Below are 21,107 nucleotides of genomic sequence, written 5' to 3'. Positions count from 1 at the left end.
CTACGACGTGCGCTTGCGGTACCGGACCAAGGCCGGCCGGGCCAGCTGGACGACCATCTTGGAGTGGTCGTTGTGGTAGCTGTCGGCCGGCTGGGCCATCTCGAACTCGTACTCCCGCAACAGAACCGAGAAGATCGCCTTGATCTGCATCTGGGCGAACGCCGCACCGACGCAGCGGTGCCGGCCCGCCCCGAACGGAATCCAGGTCCATCGGTGCAGGACGTCGGCCTCCATCGGCTTGTCGTAGCGGGTCGGGTCGAAGGAGTCCGGATCGGGGAAGTCCTCGGCGATCCGGTTGGAGATGGCCGGCGAGGCCGCCACGAAGTCACCTTTGTGGATCGGGTAGCCAGCCACCTCGAACTCGCCCTGGGCCACCCGCATCAGGATGATCAGCGGCGGGTGCAGCCGCAGGGTTTCCTTGAGGACGTTCTCCAGCTTCGGGATCTGGCGCAGCGCATGGAAACTCACCTCCTGGCCGTCGGCGTAGAGGTCGTCGAGCTCCTGTTGCACCTGGGCATAGACCTCGGGATGGCGCAGCAGCTCGATCAGCGTCCACGACGAGGTGCCCGAGCTGGTGTGGTGCCCCGCGAACATCAGTGAGATGAACATGCCGGTGATCTCGTTGGCCGAGAACCGCGCATTGCCCTCCTCGTCCTTGATCGACACCAGCACGTCGAGCATGTCGCGGTCGCTCTTGTCCTTGGGCGGATTGGCGATCCGGTCGTCCATCACGCCCTGCACCAGCGCGACCAGCCCGGTGCGGGCCTCGTCGCGGATGCGGAAACTCTCGATGGGCAGGTAGGGGTCGACGTAGCACAGGGGATCGGTGCCGCGCTCGAGCAGGTGGTAGTAGTTGGCGAACCGCGAGTCGAGCTGATTGCGGAACTTGGTGCCGATCAGACATGCCGTCGAGGTGTAGATGGTCAGCTCGGCGAAGAACTCGAGTAGATCGATTTCCCCGCTGTCACCCCAGTTCTCGATCATCTTGCGGACTTCACGCTCGATGGTGATGGCGTGGCCCTTCATGTGCTCGCCACGCAGCGCGGTGTTGTGCAGCATTTCGGCGCGCCGCTCCGGGCTGGCATCGAAGACCACGCCTTCGCCGAAGATCGGCGTCATGAACGGATACGCCTGGGCCTGGTCGAGGTCCTCGTCGGAGGACCGGAAGAAGAACTCGTTGGCCTCGGCACCGGTGAGCAGGATGACGTGCTTGTCGGCCAACTGGAACCAGCCGACGTCGCCGCACTCCTCGCGCAGCCGCTTCATCAGCCCGATCGGGTCGGTGCGGAATTCCTCGAGGTGGCCGTGTTCTTCCTCCTCACCGCCGGAAACGCGGGGAACTTCTTTGAGCGAGCTGGTCACGATTCCTCCGGGTACTTCAGTTGTTGACGTTCCTTGGGGGCGCTGGTCAGGGGCGCCTCGGGCTGGATCTCCAGCTGCGCGATGTAGCCTCCGCGCGGAGTCTGCGCGACGAACGCGATGGCGCGCGCCAGGTCGGCGGCGCGCAGGAAGTAGTCGTGTCGAGCCTGGCCCCATTTGGCCCAGTCTTCGAGGGCCTCGCCGATGCGCTCCGGCGGCAGGCTCCAGCCCATCGAGGTCTTGGTCGGCCCCGGGTGCACGATCGAGGCCCGCACGCCGGTGCCCTCCAGCTCCATCTGCAGATTGCTGACCATCGCGACCAGCCCCGCCTTGGCGGCGCCATAGGCCCCCATGTGCGGGCGTTGGCGCAGCGCGACCTCCGAACCCACGAAGATCACGTCACCGCGCTGGCGTTCCACCATGGGGCCCAGCACCGCATTGGCCAGCCGGTACGCGCCGATCAGGTGGATCTGGATCTGGGATTCGAACTCTTCGGGGCTGATCTGGTGCAGCCGGCCGAAGTAGGTGTCACCGGCCCCGGCCACCAGCAGTTCGATGTCACCGAGTTCCTCGGTGGCCCGGTGCACGAAGCCCTTCACCGAGTCGGGGTCGGTGACGTCGAGTGGAAGTGCCACCGCCTCACCGCCTTCGGAGCGGATCTGGTCGACAAGCTCCTGGCACTTCTCGACGCGGCGTGCGCCGAGCGCGACGGGGAATCCCCGGTTGGCGAGTTCGACGGCGGTGGCGGCGCCGATCCCCGCCGACGCGCCGGCGATGACGGCGGGCCTGCGGGAAGGATGCGGCTCAAAACGGGGCATCAGGCCTTCTTCACGGTGATCGGCAGGTTGGCGAACCCGCGGACATTGCTGGAGTGGACACGGACCGCATTGGCCTCGTCGACCTCGTAGCCGCGGATCCGTTCGAACAGTTCGGTCAACGCCACCCGGGCCTCCATGCGGGCCAGGTGCGCGCCCAGGCAGAAGTGCGCGCCGCTGCCGAAACTGAGCAGCTTGGAACCGATGTCGCGCCCGATCCGGTACTCGTCGGGATCGTCGAACACCCGCTCGTCGCGGTGTGCCGCCCCCGGGACCAGCAGCAAGACATCCCCGTCGTGCAGGGTGGTGCCGTAGAACTCGATGTCGTCGACCACGGTCCGGGCCAGGATCTGGCTGGAGGTGTCGTAGCGCAGCGTCTCCTCCACCCAGTCGGCGACCCGGGAATGGTCGGCGTAGACGCCGGCGAGCTGGTCGGGATTGCGCCCGCCCCAATACGCGGCATTGCCAAGGAGTTTGGTGGTGGTCTCATTGCCGGCGACCACCATCAGGAACAGGAAGGCCATGATCTCGTCATCGCCGAGCCGGTCTCCGTCGATCTCGGCCTCGATCAGTGCGGTCGTCAGGTCGTCGGTGGGTTTCTTGCGGCGCTGGGTCACCATGTCGGCGTAGTACACCAGCAGGTCCATCGACGCCTCGATCGCCGACTGCGGGACGTCGGGCACCCCGTCCTCGCGGTGCATCACACCGTCGGCAAGCTCACGGATCCTGGCCCGGTCCTCCTTGGGCACGCCCATCAGCTCGGAAATCACGTCCATCGGCAGTTTGCCGGCGAATTCGGTGATGTAGTCGAAGCTTTCGCTCTCCAGTGCGGTGTCGAGGTGTTCCTTGGTGAGCTGGAGCACCCGCGGCTCGAGCTCGCGGATGCGCCGTGGGGTGAACCCCTTGGACACCAGCGTGCGCAACCGTAGATGACCCGGATCGTCCATCGCCAGAAACGACATGGTGCGGTGCGCTTCCGGGGTGCGCGAGATCGGGTCGAGCGATACACCCAGCTTGTTGGACAGCGCGGTGGTGTTGCGGAATCCCTTGTGCACGTCGGCATGGCGGGTCAGCGCCCAGAAATTGCGCTCCTCGTTGCGGTACAGCGGGGCCTCGTCGCGCAGGCGCTTGTAGTACGGGTAGGGATCCTCGTGAAACTGGTAGTCGTAGGGATCCAGGACCACGTCCACGGGCCGGTCCGGTGTCGTCACATTCATCGGTTCTCTCCCAAGATCAATCCTGCGACATAGCCCATTCGGTCGGCGACCTGCCGGTAGCTCAAGGTGCCGCTGCCGGCGTGAACGAGCGCGCCGTAGTAGGTCATTTCGAGCGCGGACACGAGCTGCGGGTCGGCGTCGGGCCCGAGCGCCGACTTGATCCGTTTGTGTATCTCGGCGCCGATCCGGTCACGGACCTTGTGCACCCCGGCGTCGTTGCTCAGCACCGCGGTGGTGCAGGCCGCCGCGAACTCGGGTTCATCGGCGATGACCAGCGCCAGGTTGCGTAGCGACTGCTGCACGCGATGCAGGCGGGTGTCGTTGACGTCGGTGAAGTACGGCACCTGTCGGACGAGGTCGAGGTAGACCTCGGCGATCAGATGGTTCTTCGAGGAGAAGTAGGTGTAGGCCGTCGCGGGCGCCACTTTCGCCCGCGCCGCCACGGCGCGCACCGTGAGGTCGGCGTAGGACGACTCACGCAGCATCTCCATACCGGCAAGCAGCACCTTGCGGAAGGTCTCCTCCTGGCGGCGATTGCGCGGCACGTCAGCACCCTCGGGTGTGACGGCAACCACGGCATCGCTGGACACATGTCCAACTTATCGGACACCGGCGCGGGTAGGCAAGTATCGGACCGAAAATCGCTGTTCACAAGGCATATGTGACCAGACCTGTGCTGAGTCTTGCACCTCGAACGCGTCTGCGGTTATGGTTCGACGGACAGATTCTCAGACACGTGTCCAACGAGGTAGGCGGGAGTCGGGATGGCGATAGCGGCCGACAGGAACAGCGATCTTTTCATCGACGGCAAGCTGGTGCCGGGGGGCAACGGCAGGTTTCCGACGCTGAACCCGGCAACCGAGGAGGTGCTCGGCACCGCCGCCGACGGTGATGCCGAGGACATGAGCCGGGCCATCGACGCCGCACGCCGCGCCTTCGACAGCACTGACTGGTCCACCAATACCGACCTGCGGGTGCGTTGTATCCGGCAGTTGCGCGACGTGATGAAAGAGCACGTCGAGGAGTTGCGGGAGATCACCATGGCCGAGGTGGGTGCGCCGCGCATGCTGACCGCCGCCGCCCAGCTCGAAGGCCCGGTCGACGACCTGAGCTTCTCCGCCGACACCGCCGAGTCCTATGCGTGGCGCCAGGACCTCGGCGTCGCCTCCCCGATGGGGATCAAGACCCAGCGCACCATCGTCAGGGAGGCTGTCGGTGTCGTCGGCGCCATCACCCCATGGAACTTCCCGCACCAGATCAACCTTGCCAAGCTCGGCCCCGCACTGGCTGCGGGCAACACCATGGTGCTCAAGCCGGCACCCGATACCCCCTGGTGTGCAGCAGTTCTCGGCGAATTGATCGCCGCACACACCGACATCCCGCCGGGAGTGGTCAACATCGTCACCTCCAACGACCATGCGGTCGGGGCGCTGCTGTCCAGCGACCCGCGCGTCGACATGGTGTCGTTCACCGGGTCGACGAACACCGGCCGCGCGGTGATGGCCGCCGGTGCGGCCACGATCAAGAAGGTCTTCCTGGAGCTCGGCGGGAAATCGGCGTTCCTGGTGCTCGATGACGCCGATCTGGCTGGGGCCTGCTCGATGTCGGCGTTCACCGCCTCGATGCACGCCGGTCAGGGCTGTGCGATCACCACCCGGCTGGTGGTGCCGCGGGCCCGCTACGACGAGGCCGTCGAGGCGGCCGCAGCGACGATGGCTGGTATCAGGCCTGGCGACCCGACCAAGCCCGGAACCATTTGCGGACCGGTGATTTCCGAGCGCCAGCGCGACCGGGTGCAGTCCTATCTGGACCTCGCCCTCGAAGAGGGCGGCCGGTTCGCCTGCGGTGGCGGACGGCCCGCCGACCGGGACACCGGGTTCTTCATCGAGCCGACGGTGATCGCCGGGCTGGACAACAACGCCCGGGTGGCCCGCGAGGAGATCTTCGGCCCGGTGCTGACCGTGATCGCCCATGACGGCGACGATGACGCGGTCCGGATCGCCAACGATTCGCCGTTCGGCCTGTCCGGCAGCGTGTTCAGCGCCGACCCGGAACGGGCGCAGGCGGTCGCCAACCGGCTGCGGGTCGGCACCGTCAACGTCAACGGCGGCGTCTGGTACTCCGCGGACGTGCCGTTCGGCGGCTACAAGCAGTCCGGGGTCGGCCGCGAGATGGGACTGGCCGGCTTCGAGGAGTATCTCGAGCTGAAAGTCATTGCCACAGCGGTGTAGTCACATCCGATGGCATCTGAATCGTAGGGAGGAAACGCAGATGGGACAGTTCGACGAGAAGGTGGCCATCGTCACCGGCGCGGGCGGCGGCATCGGGCAGGCCTATGCCGAAGCCATCGCCCGCGAAGGCGCGGCCGTGGTGGTCGCCGACATCAACATCGAAGGCGCGCAGAAGGTCGCCGACGGCATCTTGGGCGAGGGCGGCACCGCGCTGGCGCTGCCCGTCGACGTCAGCGACCCGGCGTCGGCCAAGGCGATGGCCGATGCGACGCTGGCCGAGTTCGGCGGCATCGACTACCTGGTGAACAACGCCGCGATCTTCGGCGGGATGAAGCTGGACTTCCTGATCACCGTGGACTGGGACTACTACAAGAAGTTCATGAGCGTGAACCTCGACGGTGCGCTGGTGTGCACCCGCGCGGTGTACCGCAAGATGGCCAAGCGTGGCGGCGGTGCGATCATCAACCAATCGTCCACGGCGGCATGGCTGTACTCGAATTTCTACGGCCTGGCAAAAGCGGAGGTGAACAGCCTCACCCAGCAGCTGGCGACCGAACTCGGCGGCCAGAACATCCGGATCAACGCCATTGCGCCCGGGCCGATCAACACCGAGGCCAACCGCACCACCACCCCGCAGGAGATGGTCGCCGACATCGTCAAGGGAATTCCGTTGTCCCGCATGGGTGAAGTCGACGACCTGGTCGGTATGTGCCTGTTCCTGTTGTCGGATCAGGCCAAGTGGATCACGGGCCAGATCTTCAACGTCGACGGCGGACAGATTTTCCGCTCATGAGCTCTAGCGAGCTCAAGGTCGGCTACATCGGGCTCGGTAACCAGGGTGCACCGATGGCCAAGCGGCTCGTCGAGTGGCCCGGCGGGCTCGTCGTCTTCGATGTTCGCACCGAGGCGATGACGCCGCTGGCCGAACTCGGCGCACAACTGGCTGACAGCGTCGCCGATGTGGCGAAGGCCGATGTCATCGAGGTGACCGTGCTCAACGACGAGCAGGTGCGTGACGTGGTTGCCCAGCTTGCCGGGCACGCCAAGGCGGGAACGGTCATCGCCATCCACTCCACCATCGAGCCGAACACTGCCGCTGAATTGGCTGAGCAGTTGCGGCCCAAGGGTATTCACATCGTCGACGCACCGGTCAGCGGCGGTGCCGGTGCCGCGGACAAGGGTGAGCTGGCCGTCATGGTCGGCGCGGACGACGAGGCGTACGAACGGGTCAAGCCGGTCTTCAAGCAGTGGGCCTCATTGGTGGTCCGCGCCGGTGAGCCGGGAGCCGGCACCCGGATGAAGCTGGCCCGGAACATGTTGACCTTCATCGGGTTTGCCGCAGCCTGCGAGGCGTCCAGGCTGGCCGAGGCGGCCGGAATCGATCTGCAGAAGCTCGGGCGGGTGGTCCGGCACAGCGACGCCCAGAGCGGCGGTCCCGGCGCCATCATGGTCCGCGACGACACCGCGCCGCTGGAGTCCGATCACTTCATCTACAACATGTTCATCCACACCCGCGGGCTGGCCGAGAAGGATCTGAAGTTGGCCCTGGGCCTGGGTGAAGCCACCGGCGTGGAACTACCGCTGGCCGAGATCGCGCTACGAGACCTGGCCGCCGGGCTCGGTGTCCCCCACACGAAGGAGTGACGATGGACGAACTGCGCCGCCAGGGCCTGGCCAAGATGAACGAGGTTTACGGCTGGGAGATGCCCAATATCGAGGGCAACCCATTCTTCGACCTGACCGTCGATCATCTTTTCGGCAAGATCTGGACCCGGCCGGGTCTGTCGATGCGCGACAAGCGGATCATGACGCTGACCGCCGTCGCCGCCCTCGGTATCGACGACCTGGCCGAGATCCAGGCGAACGCCGCCCTGCACAACGACGAACTGAACGCCGAGGAGCTCAAGGAGATGGCGATCTTCCTGACGCATTACCTCGGCTTCCCGCTGGGCTCGAAGTTCGACGGCGCCGTCGGCCGGGTGGTGGCCAAGCGCAAGAAGGCTGCCGAGAAGGGCGGTGGCGAAGATAAGAAAGCCAATGTGGACGCCGCGGTCCGGATGCACAGCGGCAAGAACCGCGACGAGTAACCTCAGCGCGTCGCGACGACGAAGTAGCCGCGCGGTGAGTCGGGCACGTCGGCCGGAGCGGGTGGGCGGTCCCACCGATTCCACCGGTTGCCCGGTTCGGCGACATCGGTGACCGTCGCCGACCAACCGCGCTGCTGCGCCAGGGCCCCGGGGTCGTCGGTGCCGAACAGCCAGGGAGCACCATTGGCGGCCATCGAATTCAGCAGCTCGGTCATGAACGGCGCGGCCAGCAGCGAGGCGCCCACCACGTCGTAGCAGAGCACCGAGCTCGGCGCGGACAGCTCGGTGATGCGGTCGAAGATCCGGGCGACCGCCTCGCCGTCGAGGTACTGCAGCAGGCCTTCCATCAGCCACACGGCGGGCGTCGCCGGGTCGAATCCCGCCTGATGCAACGCCGCCGGCCAGTCGTCGGCAAGGTCGGTGCCGATCGGCACCCGCCTGCACTGCGGCCGGTCGTGGGCGAGAAGTTCGCCTTTCGCGGCGATGACAGCCGGCTGGCCCAATTCGAAGACGACGGTCCCCGACGGCCAGCCGAGGCGGTAGGCCCGCGCATCCATGCCGGCGGCGACCAGGACCACCTGCCCGCAGGTTTCGCCGGCTTGCAGCAGGGCCTCATCCCAGAACCGGGTGCGCACCACGATCTGCATGGTGGTGCGATCACCGGAGCGGGCCACCGCCGCCTCGAGCATCTGGCGACCGGTTTCGCCGGCCAGTGTGGCGGCGAACGGATCGGTGAAGAGTCGATCGGGGCGGGTTGATTCGCGGGCCCGGATCGCGGCCACCATCAGTGCGGTGCCCGCCACCGCGGCTCGGTCGCTGTCCATACCCCCATGATGGCGGTCGCGCCGGTAGCCGGGCTTGGATATTTCCACCCGTCCGCTCAGCGGGCGAGTTCGACATGGCTGGGCAGCGCCGAGCGGCGTTGCAGGTACTGCGTCGGTGTGATCGCGGTGAAGCTGCGGAACTCGCTGACGAAGTGCGCCTGGTCGAAATAACCGAGATCGGCAGCGAGGGCCGCCCCGTGGCTCGCCCCGGTGTCCAGGCGCCGCAGGGCGGCCTGCAGGCGCCGCACCCGAAGGTAGGTCTTGGGACCCTGGCCCACCTCGGAGCGGAACAACGCTGCCAGCGCCTTGGGCGACCGGCCGGTCAGCGTGCAGACCTCCGCGATCCGCACGGACGGATGCGCGTCGAGGTGTGCCAGCAGTGCGGCCATCCCAGGTTGGTGCTGGTGCTGACGAATGTGCATGCGCCCGAGCAGGAAACGCTCCAGCAGCGCGAAGCGATGCGCTGCCGAGGGAGCTGCGACGAGACGGTCGCGCAGGGTGTTGGACCGCGACCCCCAGATGTCGTCGATGCCGACGCAGCGGTCCTGCAGCTCGCCCAGCGGCATACCGAGGAATGCGCCGGCGCCCGCCGGCCGGAAGTGCACGGTGATGACGGTCTGGCCGGGATCGATCTGGGTGAGATAGGAGGTGGTGCCCGCGCCCGTCAGGAACGCCGCCGGGACCCGCAGTGCCGGCCCGCCGACGGCGGCGAAGTCGACCTGGCGCCGTCCGCTGAGGTCGATCACGATGGTCACCGCGCCGCGGGGCAGCGCGGTGCTCTGATGGCGCGCATCACCGTGATGCCGCCAATAGCCGAAGTAGCTGACGTATTCCGACAGCGGCGGAGCGGGGCGGTACAGATGCGGGCCCGACGGCTCTCCGGTCACATCGGTGAGGGTAATCCCGTGTGGGCACCCGATTCCGTCGCGGCGGCCCGGGAGACGGTCAGGGCGGCAGTCTCTTTCGGTGGCCCAGACCGCGGTGTACGGGGCGGCGCGCTTTCATAACAAAGAGGCCGATAAGACAACGGTAAGGAAACGCGCAGATCGCAAACAGTTATCGGGCCGTGTCACAAATGTGACTTCTGTGCCCCAAAGTTACCAAAGTGAAATCGGGTGCCGCGGGCCTCGATGACGAGCAGGAGTGACGGATGACATCACTGACCATGTACGACTCATGGACTGCACCAACCATGCTCAGCCTGTGGACTCAACCGAAGTCCAAGCGCGCCAACGTTGTTGCGCACATTTCGACCTGGGTGAAGGTCATCGACACTGCCGTCGTCGTGCTGTGCCCCCTGGTCGTGTCGGCGGGCGCCCTCTTCGCGGCGGCGACCTGGCCCGCACCCACCGATGCCGAGACCGTCGGCACCTCGACGACCGGTGCGTTCTACGACGTCAACTCCGCTACCCCGGGGCAGGTCCAGGCGCCGAGGTGAGCACCCGGCGGTCGGCCCCTCTGGAATCACCGGCCCGGTCCGCCAGGGCGGCGCCCACCCAGCGGCGCAGATAGCGGCGCAAGTCCTCCCCGCGCCGAGGTGGCCGGCCCGGATCGACCACGAAGGACTGGATGATCCGCAGCAGATGTTCGGCGAGCTCGTCGACATCGTGGTCACCGAATCCGAGTGCGGCCCAATCGACGTCGAAACGGCGCAGCATCGAGCCGGCGAAGGCGAGCGCGACATCGGAGGTGATGTCGGCGCTGAAGGCGCCGGCCCGCTCCGGACCCAGCAGCAGGCCCATGTGCTTGTCGTGCGGCAGCCACTCCACGGCGGCGGCGATGCCCTCGGTGACGGCCTCACCGGGATCGGTGATACCCGCCAGATGCACGGCGATCCGGTCCAGGAACCCGCTCGCGGCGGCCATGGCCGCGGCCTGCAGCAGCGCGTCGGTGCTGGGGAAGTAGCGGTACACCGTTTGGCGGGTGACGCCGAGCGTTCGGGCCACGTCGGCGATGCTCAGGTCGGCGCCGTGTGCATCGATGGCCTGGTTGGCCGCGGCCAGGATCCGGGCGACGGCCTCCTCATCGGTGGCCGGTGCGGACCCGGACCAGCCGTGGGTGCGCACCTCAGCCGCCCACTGCCACGGAGTAGGCCAGCCCACCGAAGAACAGCACGACCACACACAGCCCGAAGGTGCCCACGGCGAACGGCCAGGCTTGCTTGTGCCGCATCAGTGCGACGATCGTGACGGTCATGCCGGCGATGCCCACCAGCGCGGCGATGCCCACCGCGCTCATCACCGCGGCGACCGCACCCCCTGCGCTGCAGGTGGCGGGTGGGCAGTAGTCGAGGAAGGCCAGCGACACGAACCCGATCAAGACCGACCCGAGCCCGAGCATGACCGTCAGCACCAGCATGATGATCGAGATCGTCAGGTCGGCCGTCGACCGCGGCGGCTTGGCTGGCGGTGGCGGATAGCCGGGGAAGGGCGGATAGCCCGGGTGGCCCATGACCCGGCATGTTATCCGCGCCGGTGCGTCAGTGATAGGAGACCGGGAGTTCTTTCACCCCGTTGATCCACCCCGACCGCAGCCGCTCCGGCTCGCCGAGCTTGCGGATGTCGGGAATCTGGTCGGCGATCTCGTTGAAGATCAGCTTGATCTCCATGCGCGCCAGGTTGGCTCCGATGCAGAAGTGCGCGCCGTTGCCGCCGAAGCCGAGGTGCGGGTTGGGGTCACGCAGAATGTTGAACTCGAACGGGGAGTCGAAGACGTCCTCGTCGTAGTTGGCCGAGCTGTAGAACAAGCCGGCGCGCTGGCCCTTCCGGATTGTCACGCCGCCGAGCTCCACGTCTTGCAGTGCTGTGCGCTGGAAGCAGTGCACGGGGGTGGCCCAGCGCACGATCTCGTCGGCCGCGGTCTCCGGGCGCTCCCGCTTGAACAGCTCCCACTGGTCGGGATTGTTGAAGAACGCGTTCATCCCATGGGTCATGGCATTGCGGGTGGTCTCGTTGCCGGCCACCGCGAGCAGAATGACGAAGAAGGCGAACTCGAGTTCGGACAACGATTCTCCATCGAGATCGGCCTGCACCAGGCGGGTCACGATGTCGTCGGCCGGGCACTGCCTGCGCTGCTCGGCCATCGTGTACGCATAGCCCATCAGCTCGGCATTGGCTGCGGTCGGGTCGCTGTCGAAGTCCGGGTCGTCGGTGTTCATGATGCTGTTGGTCCAAGCAAAGAGCTTCTGACGGTCGGCTTCTGGCACGCCGAGCAGGTCGGCGATCGCCAGCAGCGGCAGCTGCATCGCGATGTCGTTGACGAAGTCGCCGGTGTCCTTCTTCGCGGCGGCGGCCACGATGTCACGGGCGGCCACGGCCAGCTTCTCCTCCAGCTTGGCCACCGAGCGCGGGGTGAACAGCCGTGAGATCAGTTTGCGCAGCCGGGTGTGTTCGGGCGCGTCGTGGTTGATCAGCAGTGCCTTGGTGATGTCGAGCTGGTCGGCGGTCATGCCGTCGGGGAAGCGCATCACCACACCCTGGGCGTTGGTCGACCACAGGTCGCTGTCGCGGGAGATGGCGCGGATGTCGCGGTGCTTGGTGATCACCCAGTAACCGCCGTCGTCGAACACCGAGGTGCCGTCTGCCTGTTCGTTCCACCAGACCGGCGCGGTCTTGCGTAACTGCGCCAGCTGGGCGACCGGCATGCCGTCCTTGAGTAGGTCGGGGTCAGTGAAGTCGAAGCCGGCGGGCAGGAGCGAAGCGACCCGGGAATTGGGGTCCGCTCCGAATGGGCACACGCTTGCGGTCATGGTCGGCCTCGCTCTCCTGTGATGTAGCGCACGTAGCTTTGACCATACACTGCGACGCTTGGTGTATGCCCATGATGGTTCGGGGGCGCCGGCTGCCCGCAGGTAGGTTCGGCTGATGACTGACCGTCCAGATCTGGAGGAACTGCGGCGTCGACGGGCGTTGACCGAGGACGCGGCCCGTCCGGAGGTGGTGGCCCGCCGGCACGCCGCTGGTGGCCGCACCGCCCGGGAGAACATCGCCGACCTGGTCGACGTGGATTCCTTCGTCGAGTACGGGCGGTTCGCGATCGCAGCCCAGCGGCAGCGCCGCGACCTCGACGACCTGATCGCCCGGACCCCGGCCGACGGGCTCATCGCCGGGACGGCCACCATTAACGGCGATCCGTGCGCGGTGCTGTCCTACGACTACACCGTGCTAGCCGGCACCCAGGGGGTCTTCGGGCACCGCAAGAAGGACCGGCTGTTCGAGCTCATCGAGCGGATGCGGCTGCCCACCGTGTTCTTCGCCGAAGGTGGCGGCGGGCGGCCCGGCGACACCGACTATCCGACGGTGTCCTCGCTGGAGGTGCGCGCATTCAAACTGTGGGCGGCGCTATCCGGTGTGGTGCCGCGGATCGCGGTGGTCAAGGGCCGCTGCTTCGCCGGAAACGCGGTGATCGCCGGTTGCTCGGACCTGATCGTCGCCACCGCGGACGCCTCGATCGGCATGGGCGGGCCGGCGATGATCGCCGGCGGCGGCCTCGGCGAGGTCGCCCCCGACGAGGTGGGGCCGATCTCGGTGCAGGCGCCCAACGGTGTCGTCGACGTCGTCGTCCCCGACGAGGCGGCGGCCGTCGCCGTCACCAAACGTCTCATCGGCTACTTCACCGGCCCTGCCGCGCCGGGACCGGTTGCCGACCAAACCTCTTTGCGCACAGTCATTCCCGAGCGGGCACGGCGCGCCTATCCGGTCGCGCCCATCATCGAAACGCTCGCCGACGAAGGGTCGGTGACCTTCCTACGCGAGCGGTTCGCCGCCGAGATGGTCACCGCGCTGGCCCGGATCGACGGCCGCCCGGTCGGCGTCATCGCCAACAACACCATGGTGATGGCCGGTGCGATCACCGCCCGGGCGGCGGACAAGGCGGCCCGGTTCCTGCAACTGTGCGACACCTTCGGTCTGCCGGTGATCTCACTGGTCGACTGCCCGGGGTACATGGTCGGCCCGGCCGCCGAAGCCGAGGCGTTGGTCCGGCGGGCTTCGCGGCTGCTGGTCGCCGGCGCGGCACTGCGGGTGCCGCTGGTGGCGGTCGTGCTGCGGCGCGGCTACGGGCTCGGCGCACAGGCGATGACCGGCGGCAGTCTGCATGAGCCGCTGCTCACCGTTGCCTGGCCCGGCGCCCACCTGGGCCCGATGGGGCTCGAGGGTGCGGTGCGCCTCGGGCTGCGCAAGGAACTCGAGGCCATCGCCGACGAGGCCGAACGCGAGGAGCGGGTCCGGCAGACCACCGCGGCCCTCGAAGAGAACGCCAAGGCGCTCAACGCAGCCCAGATCTTCGAGGTCGACGACGTGATCGACCCGGCCGACACCCGTACCGTGATCGCCGCGACGCTGGCCGCCGCGGCCGGGCGCGGTGAACTGCCACCGCCCAGGCGGTTCGTCGACACCTGGTGAGCGGATTGGGCGTTAGGGTGTGAACCTGTGCGCGTCCTCGTGATCGGATCCGGTGCCCGCGAACATGCCCTGCTGTTGGGCCTGCGGAAGGACCCCCAGGTCGACTATCTGGCCGTCGCGCCGGGCAACGCCGGCACGGCGGCGGTGGCCGAACAATACGATGTCGACGTCACCTCCAGCGAGGCGGTCACCGCGCTGGCCCGCAAACTCGACATCGATCTGGTCGTCATCGGCCCCGAGGTGCCGCTGGTTCTCGGTGTCGCCGACGCCGTGCGCGCCGCGGGTATCGCCTGCTTCGGCCCGTCGAAGGACGCCGCCCGCATCGAGGGGTCCAAGGCGTTCGCCAAGGACGTGATGGCCGCCGCCGGGGTGCGGACCGCGACCAGCGAGACGGTCGACAACCCCGCCCACCTCGACGCCGCGCTCGACCGGTTCGGGCCCGCTGCCGGCCAAGCCGCCTGGGTGGTCAAGGACGACGGGTTGGCGGCCGGCAAGGGGGTGGTGGTCACCGACGACCGCGAGCTGGCCCGCGCGCACGCGGCCAGTCTGCTCGACTCCGGGCACCCGGTACTGCTGGAATCCTTCCTCGATGGGCCCGAGGTGTCGTTGTTCTGCCTGGTCGACGGGGAGACCGTCGTCCCGTTGCTGCCCGCCCAGGACTTCAAGCGGGTCGGCGACAATGACGCCGGGCCCAACACCGGGGGAATGGGCGCCTACTCGCCCCTGCCGTGGCTGCCCGACGCGGTCAACGCCGCTATCGTCAGCGAGGTCGTCGAACCCGTTGCGGCCGAACTGGTTCGCCGCGGCAACCCGTTCGCCGGTCTGCTCTATGCCGGACTGGCCATCACCTCCAACGGCCCGGCGGTGGTCGAATTCAACTGCCGGTTCGGTGATCCCGAGACACAGGCGGTGCTGGCGCTGTTGGAGTCCCCGCTCGGGCAGTTGCTGCACGCGACGGCCACCGGAACGCTGGCCGGCTTCGGGCCCCTGCAGTGGCGCGACGAGTACGCCGTCACCGTCGTCGTGGCCGCCGAGAACTATCCGGGCCGCCCGCGCCTAGGTGATGTGATCACCGGTTCGGAAGCCGAGGGCGTGCTGCACGCCGGCACGACCCGGCGCGGCGACGGCACGATCGTCTCCTCCGGGGGCCGGGTGCTGTCCGTGGTCGGCACCGGCGCCGACCTGGTGGCCGCGCGCACGGCCGCCTACCAGATTTTGCAGTCGATCCGGTTGCCGGGCAGCCACTTTCGCAGCGACATCGCCCTCGCCGCAGCCGAGGGACGGGTCGCGCTGGCTTGATCGGGCGGTCAGGCCGTCAGTAGCGGCGCCATCCAGGTCAGCTCGCCCGGCAGCTGGGAACTCCAGTACCCGCCGTCGTGGCCGCCGGGGGAGAACCCGCCCGCCGGCGGGCTCGGCAGCTGCGCGATGAACTGCTTGGTGGCCGCATAGAACGGGTCGCTGGTGCCACAGTCGATCCGGATCGGGATCGAGGCCAGGGCGGGCAGGCCGAAGACGCTGTTGGCGGCGAAGTCGTCGGGGCCATCGAAGGCACCGGGTGCGGCCGCCCCGGAGGACAGCCACAGCGCCGGGCTGACGGCGGTGATCGCGGCCGTGCGGGCCGGGCCGAGCCGGGCCCCGAGCAGCAGGGCGCCGTAACCGCCCATCGACCATCCCAGGAACGCGACCCGCGAGGTGTCCAGCCCCTGCCCGCCCAGCATGGGGATGAGTTCGTCGAGCACCATCGCCCCGGAGTCCTCCCCGGAGCTGCGCCGGTGCCAGTAGCTGCCGCCGCCGTCGACTGCGACGACAGCGAACGGCGGCAACCCCGCAGCGACGGCCTGAGCCAGGCCCTGTTCGACACCACCGGCCATCACGGTCGCAGCGTCGCTGCCCTTGCCGTGCAGCGCGATCACCGGCCGAAGCGGCGCCGTCTGCCCGGGCGGGCGGGCGATGGCCCAGTTCGTCGGCACGCCGCCGCGGGCGGCCGACACGAAGGATCCGGTCACCATCGTCGGCGCGGGGGCACCGGCCGGCGTGGGCTCGAGCGGAACGGGCGGACGCAGGGGCGCACCGACGCCCGTCATCGCGACGTTGGGGCCGGCAACGCGTACCCCCGAGGCCTGGGACCGGCCGATGGCGAAGGCGCCGGCGGCGCCGGCAGCGGCTCCAGCGCCCAGCCGCAAGACCGCGCGACGGCTCAGATTCGCCATGCGGCACATCTTGCCATCGCGGCCAATGACGCCGATGGCGCGGCCGGGGCGAGGTTAATGATTCGGTGAAACAGCGATGTCCCCGTGATGCTGCTGGCAGCATGACGAGCGTGACGGCAGCGGTGACTCCCAAGGGGGAGCGGCGACGGTATGTGCTGATCAGCGCTGCCGCCGAGCTGCTGTGCGAGGGTGGGTTCGAAGCAGTGCGCCATCGCGCCGTGGCGCGGCGGGCGGGCTTGCCGCTGGCATCGACGACCTACTACTTCTCCTCGCTGGACGACCTCGTGCAGAGCGCCGTCGAATATCTCGGCGCGGTCGAGGCCGGGCAGTTACGTGCCCGGGTCGATGCGCTGCCCCGGCGCCGGCGCGGCCCGGAGGCGACCGCCGACGTGCTGGTCGACCTCCTCGTCGGTGACCTCAGTGGCGCGGCGACTAGCGAAGAACTGATCTCCCGCTACGAGCGCTACATCGCCTGCGCCCGCCAGCCCGAACTACGCGAGGTTCAGCGCCGCCTGCTCCAACAGCGGGTCGACGCCGTGGGCGAGGCGATGGCGCGGTCGGGGCGCACCGTGCGGGTGGACCTGGTGACGGCACTGGTCTACGCGGTCGATGGTGCGGTGGTCTCGGCGATGGTCGGTGATGGCGACGGTCCCCGCGAGGTCGCGCGGGCCACGCTGGTCGACGTGGTCGACGTGTTGGCGCCGATCGACGAGCGCACCATGCGGGTGTGAACGGTTACGTTCGAGGCATGGACTTCTCGGCGCTCACCCGTCCGGCGACAGAGCTGCTGGACGGCGCGATGGACCGGGCACTGATCCTCGGCTACACCAAGATCGGGCCGGGCTTGCGCCGGCACTGGTGGCCCGCCGACGCCGCGCCGCAGGCTCTGCTGGGCAAACGGGTGGTGATCACCGGGGCGACCGCGGGAATCGGTCTGGCGATGGCCCGCTCGTTCGCCGAGCTGGGCGCCACGGTGCACGTGCTGGGGCGCGACCCGGCGAAGGTGGCGCGGTCGGCGGCCTGGGTTCGGGAATCGGTTGCCGCCGCCGTCGTCATGGAGGAAGTCTGCGACGTCTCCGATCTGGATGCGGTGCGGGCCTGGACGGCTGACTTCGCCAACCGGGTGCCGGCCCTCGACGGGCTGGTGCACAACGCCGGGCTGATGCCCAAGCAGCGCATCCTCACCCCGCAGGGCCATGAGGTGCAGCTGGCCACCCACGTGCTGGGCCCGCACCTGATCACCGAGCGGCTGTTGCCGCTGCTGCGGGCGGCCGGTGGTGCCGCGGTGGTGTTCGTGTCCTCCGGCGGCATGTACAGCTCGCCGCTGGTGGTCGACGATCTGGAATGCCGGCACGGCTACAACGGGGTCCGGGCCTACGCCCGGACCAAGAAGATGCAGGTAGTGCTTGCCGATTCCTGGGCTCGTCGGCTGGCCGGTTCCGATATCCGGGTGGAGAGCATGCACCCGGGCTGGGTGGATACCCCCGGGGTGGCCGAGTATCTGCCACGGTTTCGGGTGATCACCAAGCCGCTGCTGCGCGACGTGGCCGACGGCGCCGACACGGCGGTGTGGCTGGTGGCTACCCGCCCCGAATCCAAGCCCGGGCATTTCTGGCATGACCGGGTGCAGCGGCCGACGACATTCGGCTGGCAGCGCCACGAGGACCCGGCCAAGGTGCGCCGCCTGCTCGAGCAGGTCAGTCGACTGACGGGCACCTCCGAGGCCTGGAGCGGGCTGCGGAGCTAATCGGGAGTCACCCGCAGCCGCAACAGCCGCGTCTGCAGCAGCGCAACCCGGTGGGCGTTGCCCGACAGGCCGACATAGCGCTCCTCGAACGCCGACAACAACGCATCGTCGAGGCGGCGCACCGCCCCGGCCGGGAAACGGTATTCCATCTTGTGGTTCACGGCGTCGGTGTCGAGGTTGTTCAGCAGCTCCTCGAGGGCGTCGAGGGTCAGGATGCCCAACTCGCCCAGCAGCTCCGACATCCAGGCGTAGTGCTCGGTGCGGGACCAGCCGGCTTCCGGGAAGCGATGTCCGAGGTAGGTGGCCAGCACCGGCGTCGCGATCCCGGCTCCCGTCGCCGCCGGGCTGTGATCGTCGGCCATCGACGCGCGGAGCCGGTCCCGGATCTCGGTGAACTCGCGGTCGGCCAATTCGAGAAGCCCGGCGGCCAGCGTGAAGCGGCGGTCCAGTTCGGGCGCGTCCTCCTCGGGGATCGTGCCCTTGTAGCGGATGTCATGTTCAAACTCGGCCCATGCATGCTGCAGAACGGTGCGGACCTGCACCGATACCGGCTGGGGCTCGCTGTCCAGGGCCAGCAGCAGGTGCCGGCTGGCGTACCCCCAGCGACCCTCCCGGGCGGTGACCTGCCCCATGTCCAGGTCGGCGAGGACGTGCAGTTCATCGGCCAGCAGGTTGCCCACCGCGGTGACGTCCTCCCGCAGATAGGTGATGACCCGGACCCCGACCTGGTCGGTGATCTGCGTCTCCGGGTCGGTATAGAGGCGCCGCCCGTGGATGCTGCGGTCGGCCTTGGCCGCGAACGAGGCCACGCTCTTGGTGCGGGCGGTGACGCTGAGGTAGTTGATGCCAGCGTCGTCGAGCAGGCGCGTCACCAACGCCAAGTAGTGCTCGGTGGTGGCGATCAGCGCGGGCCGTCGCTCGGCATAGCGCGCTATGGCCTCGGCGACCACCCCGGGGGTCGGCTCCGGTGGTGCGGGCTTCAGGTCGGCCGGCAGGGTCGGCGTGACGATGTAGCCGGTGGTGAAATCCCCGTAGACCGTGACCCCGGCCGGTCGGCGCGTCGCGTAGAGCCCGACGTAGGCGCAGATCACGGCGTCGACCGGATCCTCGACGCGGCGCAGTTCGCTCTTGCGCGTGGCGTTCTCGACGGCGCTGCGCAACTCCGCCCAGCCTCGATGGTCGCCGACCCGCAACGGCACCGCCGCCTGCCCCAGCCCTTCGATCTCGTCCATCAGCCGCAGCAACTCAGTGCGCAGTTGGGTGAGGCTGCGGCCCTGCTTGTGCTTGTACTTCAGGGTGCGGCCGAGCCGGAACAGCACGATGGTGGCCGGGTGCGGGTACACCTCGATGGCCCGCCGGGGGCCCCGTGAGTGCGGGTCCATGTCCAGCCCGAGTGCCCCGGCGATCCTTGCCCCCCGCGGGGTCCCGGCGAACTCGGGCTTTCCGGTGTTCGCCGGGTGCGCGCCGGCCTCGAATTTGGCGAAATCACGGTTCAGATCGGTCTCGCAGCCCCGTTGACCGGTGGGGTTGGTCACCACCAGCGGCGCGTCGATGGCAACCAGGCAGTCGCCGCCGACATACGGTTCCAGCTCGGCCAGGATGCTCGAATCATCCTGTGCTGCAGCAATATGAGTGAGCCGACCCTCGGCGTCGAGCACCGCGATGCCGGTGGGCTTGCGCTCACCCCAGGCCAGGTCCAGGCCGACGAAGTACATGCGCCTACCTTGCCGTACCCGCGCCGTAAGCTGTGTGATTGTGACAATTCACGCCCCGATCCCCGACGTCCTGGCCCACCGGTATGCCAGCGCCGAGATGGTCGCCATCTGGTCCCCCGAAGCCAAGATCGTCGCCGAGCGCCGACTGTGGCTGGCGGTGCTGCGCGCCCAGCAGGAACTCGGCGTCGAGGTGCCCGACGGGGTGGTCGAGGACTACGAGCGGGTGCTAGAGCAGGTCGACCTCGCCTCGATCGCCGCCCGCGAACGGGTCACCCGCCATGACGTGAAGGCCCGCATCGAGGAGTTCAACGCGCTGGCCGGGCACGAACATGTGCACAAGGGGATGACGAGCCGCGACCTGACCGAGAATGTCGAGCAGTTGCAGATCCGCCGGTCGCTGGAACTCGTGCACGCCCACGGGGTGGCCGTGGCGGCCCGGCTTGCCGATCGCGCCGCCACCTACCGCGACCTGGTGATGGCCGGGCGCAGTCACAACGTCGCCGCGCAGGCCACCACGTTGGGCAAGCGGTTCGCCTCGGCCGCCGAGGAGACGCTGATCGCGCTGACCCGCATCCGTGAGCTGATCGACCGCTACCCGCTGCGCGGGATCAAGGGGCCGATGGGTACCGCCCAGGACATGCTCGACCTGTTCGACGGGGACGCCGACCGACTGGTGGAGCTGGAACGCCGGGTCGCCGAATTCCTGGGCTTCACAGCGGTTTTCACCAGTGTCGGCCAGGTGTACCCCCGATCGCTAGACCATGACGTGGTCTCGGCGCTGGTTCAGCTTGGTGCCGGCCCGTCGTCGTTCGCGCACACCGTCCGGCTGATGGCCGGCCACGAACTGGTGACCGAGGGGTTCGCGGCCGGGCAGGTCGGCAGCTCGGCCATGCCGCACAAGATGAACACCCGAAGCTGCGAGCGGGTCAACGGGCTGCAGGTGGTGTTGCGTGGCTACGCCTCGATGGCAGCGGAACTGGCTGGGGCGCAATGGAACGAGGGCGACGTCTTCTGCTCGGTGGTGCGCCGGGTGGCCCTGCCGGATGCGTTCTTCGCCGTCGACGGGCAGATCGAGACGTTCCTGACGGTGCTCGAGGAATTCGGCGCCTACCCCGCGGTGATCCAGCGCGAGCTGGACCGCTACCTGCCGTTCCTGGCCACCACCAAGGTGTTGATCGCCGCGGTGCGCGCCGGCGTGGGCCGGGAGACGGCGCACGAGGTGATCAAGGAGCATGCAGTGGCCGTCGCGCTGGCCATGCGCGAACAGGGTGCCGAACCAGACCTGCTGGACCGGTTGGCCGCCGACGACCGCCTGCCGTTGGACCGCGCGGCACTGGACGCCGCACTCGCCGACAAGCAGGCGTTCATCGGAGCCGCGGGCAGCCAGGTCGACGATGTGGTCGCCGCGGTCGACGAGCTGGTGAGCGCCTACCCCGATGCCGCCAAGTACACCGCCGGCGCGATCCTGTAAGCCCCTGTCGCTCATCGGCATCGGCATCG

At 68.4% G+C, this 21,107-nt stretch carries 21 protein-coding genes; 10 read left to right on the top strand and 11 right to left on the bottom strand.

Features of this window, described 5'->3' with window-relative positions; all coding sequences use genetic code 11:
* The 4 genes from cyp51 to ADBZ9K_RS19625 are packed head-to-tail and all read right to left on the bottom strand — an operon-like array spanning nucleotide 1 to nucleotide 3,981.
* A complete protein-coding gene (gene cyp51, locus ADBZ9K_RS19640; RefSeq protein WP_526623393.1) occupies nucleotides 1–1,362 on the bottom strand; it encodes a lanosterol 14-alpha demethylase in 1,362 nt (453 codons plus the stop codon).
* Nucleotides 1,359–2,177, bottom strand: coding sequence for an SDR family oxidoreductase (locus tag ADBZ9K_RS19635; protein WP_526623391.1), 819 nt, complete (start codon nucleotides 2,175–2,177; stop codon nucleotides 1,359–1,361). The genes cyp51 and ADBZ9K_RS19635 overlap by 4 nt, the downstream gene beginning before the upstream one ends.
* A complete protein-coding gene (locus ADBZ9K_RS19630) occupies nucleotides 2,177–3,391 on the bottom strand; it encodes a cytochrome P450 (RefSeq protein ID WP_526623389.1) in 1,215 nt (404 codons plus the stop codon). The genes ADBZ9K_RS19635 and ADBZ9K_RS19630 overlap by 1 nt, the downstream gene beginning before the upstream one ends.
* Complete coding sequence (locus ADBZ9K_RS19625; RefSeq protein WP_526623387.1) at nucleotides 3,388–3,981, bottom strand: TetR family transcriptional regulator; 594 nt, start codon at nucleotides 3,979–3,981, stop codon at nucleotides 3,388–3,390. Before ADBZ9K_RS19625 ends, ADBZ9K_RS19630 begins: the two co-directional genes overlap by 4 nt.
* A gap of 174 nt (nucleotides 3,982–4,155) precedes the next feature.
* Between ADBZ9K_RS19625 and ADBZ9K_RS19620 the strand changes: the two genes are divergently transcribed.
* The 4 genes from ADBZ9K_RS19620 to ADBZ9K_RS19605 are packed head-to-tail and all read left to right on the top strand — an operon-like array spanning nucleotide 4,156 to nucleotide 7,709.
* Nucleotides 4,156–5,622 (top strand): aldehyde dehydrogenase, encoded by a 1,467-nt coding sequence (locus ADBZ9K_RS19620; protein ID WP_526623385.1) that lies wholly within the window; start codon nucleotides 4,156–4,158, stop codon nucleotides 5,620–5,622.
* A 40-nt stretch (nucleotides 5,623–5,662) separates the two neighbouring features.
* Nucleotides 5,663–6,415 (top strand): SDR family oxidoreductase, encoded by a 753-nt coding sequence (locus ADBZ9K_RS19615; protein WP_526623383.1) that lies wholly within the window; start codon nucleotides 5,663–5,665, stop codon nucleotides 6,413–6,415.
* Nucleotides 6,412–7,266 carry an NAD(P)-dependent oxidoreductase gene (locus ADBZ9K_RS19610; protein WP_526623381.1) on the top strand — a complete coding sequence of 285 codons (855 nt, stop codon included), beginning with the start codon at nucleotides 6,412–6,414 and terminating at the stop codon, nucleotides 7,264–7,266. Before ADBZ9K_RS19615 ends, ADBZ9K_RS19610 begins: the two co-directional genes overlap by 4 nt.
* A gap of 2 nt (nucleotides 7,267–7,268) precedes the next feature.
* Nucleotides 7,269–7,709, top strand: a complete 441-nt coding sequence (locus tag ADBZ9K_RS19605; RefSeq protein WP_526623379.1) for a carboxymuconolactone decarboxylase family protein — start codon at nucleotides 7,269–7,271, stop codon at nucleotides 7,707–7,709.
* 2 nt (nucleotides 7,710–7,711) lie between these two features.
* Here ADBZ9K_RS19605 and ADBZ9K_RS19600 read toward each other — a convergent pair whose 3' ends face one another.
* Nucleotides 7,712–8,533 (bottom strand): SAM-dependent methyltransferase, encoded by an 822-nt coding sequence (locus tag ADBZ9K_RS19600; protein ID WP_526623378.1) that lies wholly within the window; start codon nucleotides 8,531–8,533, stop codon nucleotides 7,712–7,714.
* 56 nt (nucleotides 8,534–8,589) lie between these two features.
* Nucleotides 8,590–9,420, bottom strand: coding sequence for a helix-turn-helix domain-containing protein (locus tag ADBZ9K_RS19595; RefSeq protein ID WP_526623376.1), 831 nt, complete (start codon nucleotides 9,418–9,420; stop codon nucleotides 8,590–8,592).
* Between the two features lie 263 nt (nucleotides 9,421–9,683).
* Here ADBZ9K_RS19595 and ADBZ9K_RS19590 point away from each other — a divergent pair, with 263 nt between their 5' ends.
* Nucleotides 9,684–9,971 (top strand): hypothetical protein, encoded by a 288-nt coding sequence (locus tag ADBZ9K_RS19590; RefSeq protein WP_526623374.1) that lies wholly within the window; start codon nucleotides 9,684–9,686, stop codon nucleotides 9,969–9,971.
* Here the strand turns inward: ADBZ9K_RS19590 and ADBZ9K_RS19585 are convergent.
* The 3 genes from ADBZ9K_RS19585 to ADBZ9K_RS19575 are packed head-to-tail and all read right to left on the bottom strand — an operon-like array spanning nucleotide 9,940 to nucleotide 12,281.
* Entirely contained in the window at nucleotides 9,940–10,599 is a 660-nt protein-coding gene (locus tag ADBZ9K_RS19585) for a TetR/AcrR family transcriptional regulator (RefSeq protein WP_526624250.1), read from the bottom strand. The two genes, ADBZ9K_RS19590 and ADBZ9K_RS19585, sit on opposite strands and share 32 nt — an antisense overlap.
* Before the next feature lies 1 nt (nucleotide 10,600).
* Entirely contained in the window at nucleotides 10,601–10,984 is a 384-nt protein-coding gene (locus ADBZ9K_RS19580) for a hypothetical protein (protein ID WP_526623372.1), read from the bottom strand.
* A gap of 28 nt (nucleotides 10,985–11,012) precedes the next feature.
* Nucleotides 11,013–12,281 (bottom strand): cytochrome P450, encoded by a 1,269-nt coding sequence (locus ADBZ9K_RS19575; protein ID WP_526623371.1) that lies wholly within the window; start codon nucleotides 12,279–12,281, stop codon nucleotides 11,013–11,015.
* A gap of 115 nt (nucleotides 12,282–12,396) precedes the next feature.
* On the opposite strand from ADBZ9K_RS19575, the gene ADBZ9K_RS19570 reads away from it, so the two are divergent.
* Nucleotides 12,397–13,935, top strand: a complete 1,539-nt coding sequence (locus ADBZ9K_RS19570) for an acyl-CoA carboxylase subunit beta (protein ID WP_526623369.1) — start codon at nucleotides 12,397–12,399, stop codon at nucleotides 13,933–13,935.
* Nucleotides 13,936–13,962: 27 nt separating this feature from the next.
* The gene (purD, locus tag ADBZ9K_RS19565) at nucleotides 13,963–15,234 is read left to right on the top strand and encodes a phosphoribosylamine--glycine ligase (protein WP_526623367.1); all 1,272 of its coding nucleotides are present in this window, start codon (nucleotides 13,963–13,965) and stop codon (nucleotides 15,232–15,234) included.
* An 8-nt stretch (nucleotides 15,235–15,242) separates the two neighbouring features.
* Here the strand turns inward: purD and ADBZ9K_RS19560 are convergent, their stop codons facing one another.
* Complete coding sequence (locus ADBZ9K_RS19560) at nucleotides 15,243–16,154, bottom strand: alpha/beta hydrolase (protein WP_526623365.1); 912 nt, start codon at nucleotides 16,152–16,154, stop codon at nucleotides 15,243–15,245.
* A gap of 92 nt (nucleotides 16,155–16,246) precedes the next feature.
* On the opposite strand from ADBZ9K_RS19560, the gene ADBZ9K_RS19555 reads away from it, so the two are divergent.
* Together ADBZ9K_RS19555 and ADBZ9K_RS19550 are read left to right on the top strand one after the other, a co-directional pair.
* Nucleotides 16,247–16,876 (top strand): TetR/AcrR family transcriptional regulator, encoded by a 630-nt coding sequence (locus tag ADBZ9K_RS19555; RefSeq protein ID WP_526623364.1) that lies wholly within the window; start codon nucleotides 16,247–16,249, stop codon nucleotides 16,874–16,876.
* Entirely contained in the window at nucleotides 16,873–17,892 is a 1,020-nt protein-coding gene (locus tag ADBZ9K_RS19550) for an SDR family NAD(P)-dependent oxidoreductase (protein ID WP_526623362.1), read from the top strand. The genes ADBZ9K_RS19555 and ADBZ9K_RS19550 overlap by 4 nt, the downstream gene beginning before the upstream one ends.
* Here ADBZ9K_RS19550 and relZ read toward each other — a convergent pair.
* Nucleotides 17,889–19,607 (bottom strand): bifunctional ribonuclease/(p)ppGpp synthase, encoded by a 1,719-nt coding sequence (relZ, locus tag ADBZ9K_RS19545; protein ID WP_526623360.1) that lies wholly within the window; start codon nucleotides 19,605–19,607, stop codon nucleotides 17,889–17,891. The two genes, ADBZ9K_RS19550 and relZ, sit on opposite strands and share 4 nt — an antisense overlap.
* On the opposite strand from relZ, the gene purB reads away from it, so the two are divergent.
* Complete coding sequence (purB, locus tag ADBZ9K_RS19540) at nucleotides 19,606–21,078, top strand: adenylosuccinate lyase (RefSeq protein ID WP_526623358.1); 1,473 nt, start codon at nucleotides 19,606–19,608, stop codon at nucleotides 21,076–21,078. The genes relZ and purB overlap by 2 nt on opposite strands.
* The last annotated feature ends 29 nt before the right edge of the window (nucleotides 21,079–21,107 follow it).

This window comes from Mycobacterium sp. (genome assembly GCF_965229265.1).
GTDB lineage: Bacteria > Actinomycetota > Actinomycetes > Mycobacteriales > Mycobacteriaceae > Mycobacterium.
This window is presented reverse-complemented; position numbering and strand designations above follow the sequence as displayed.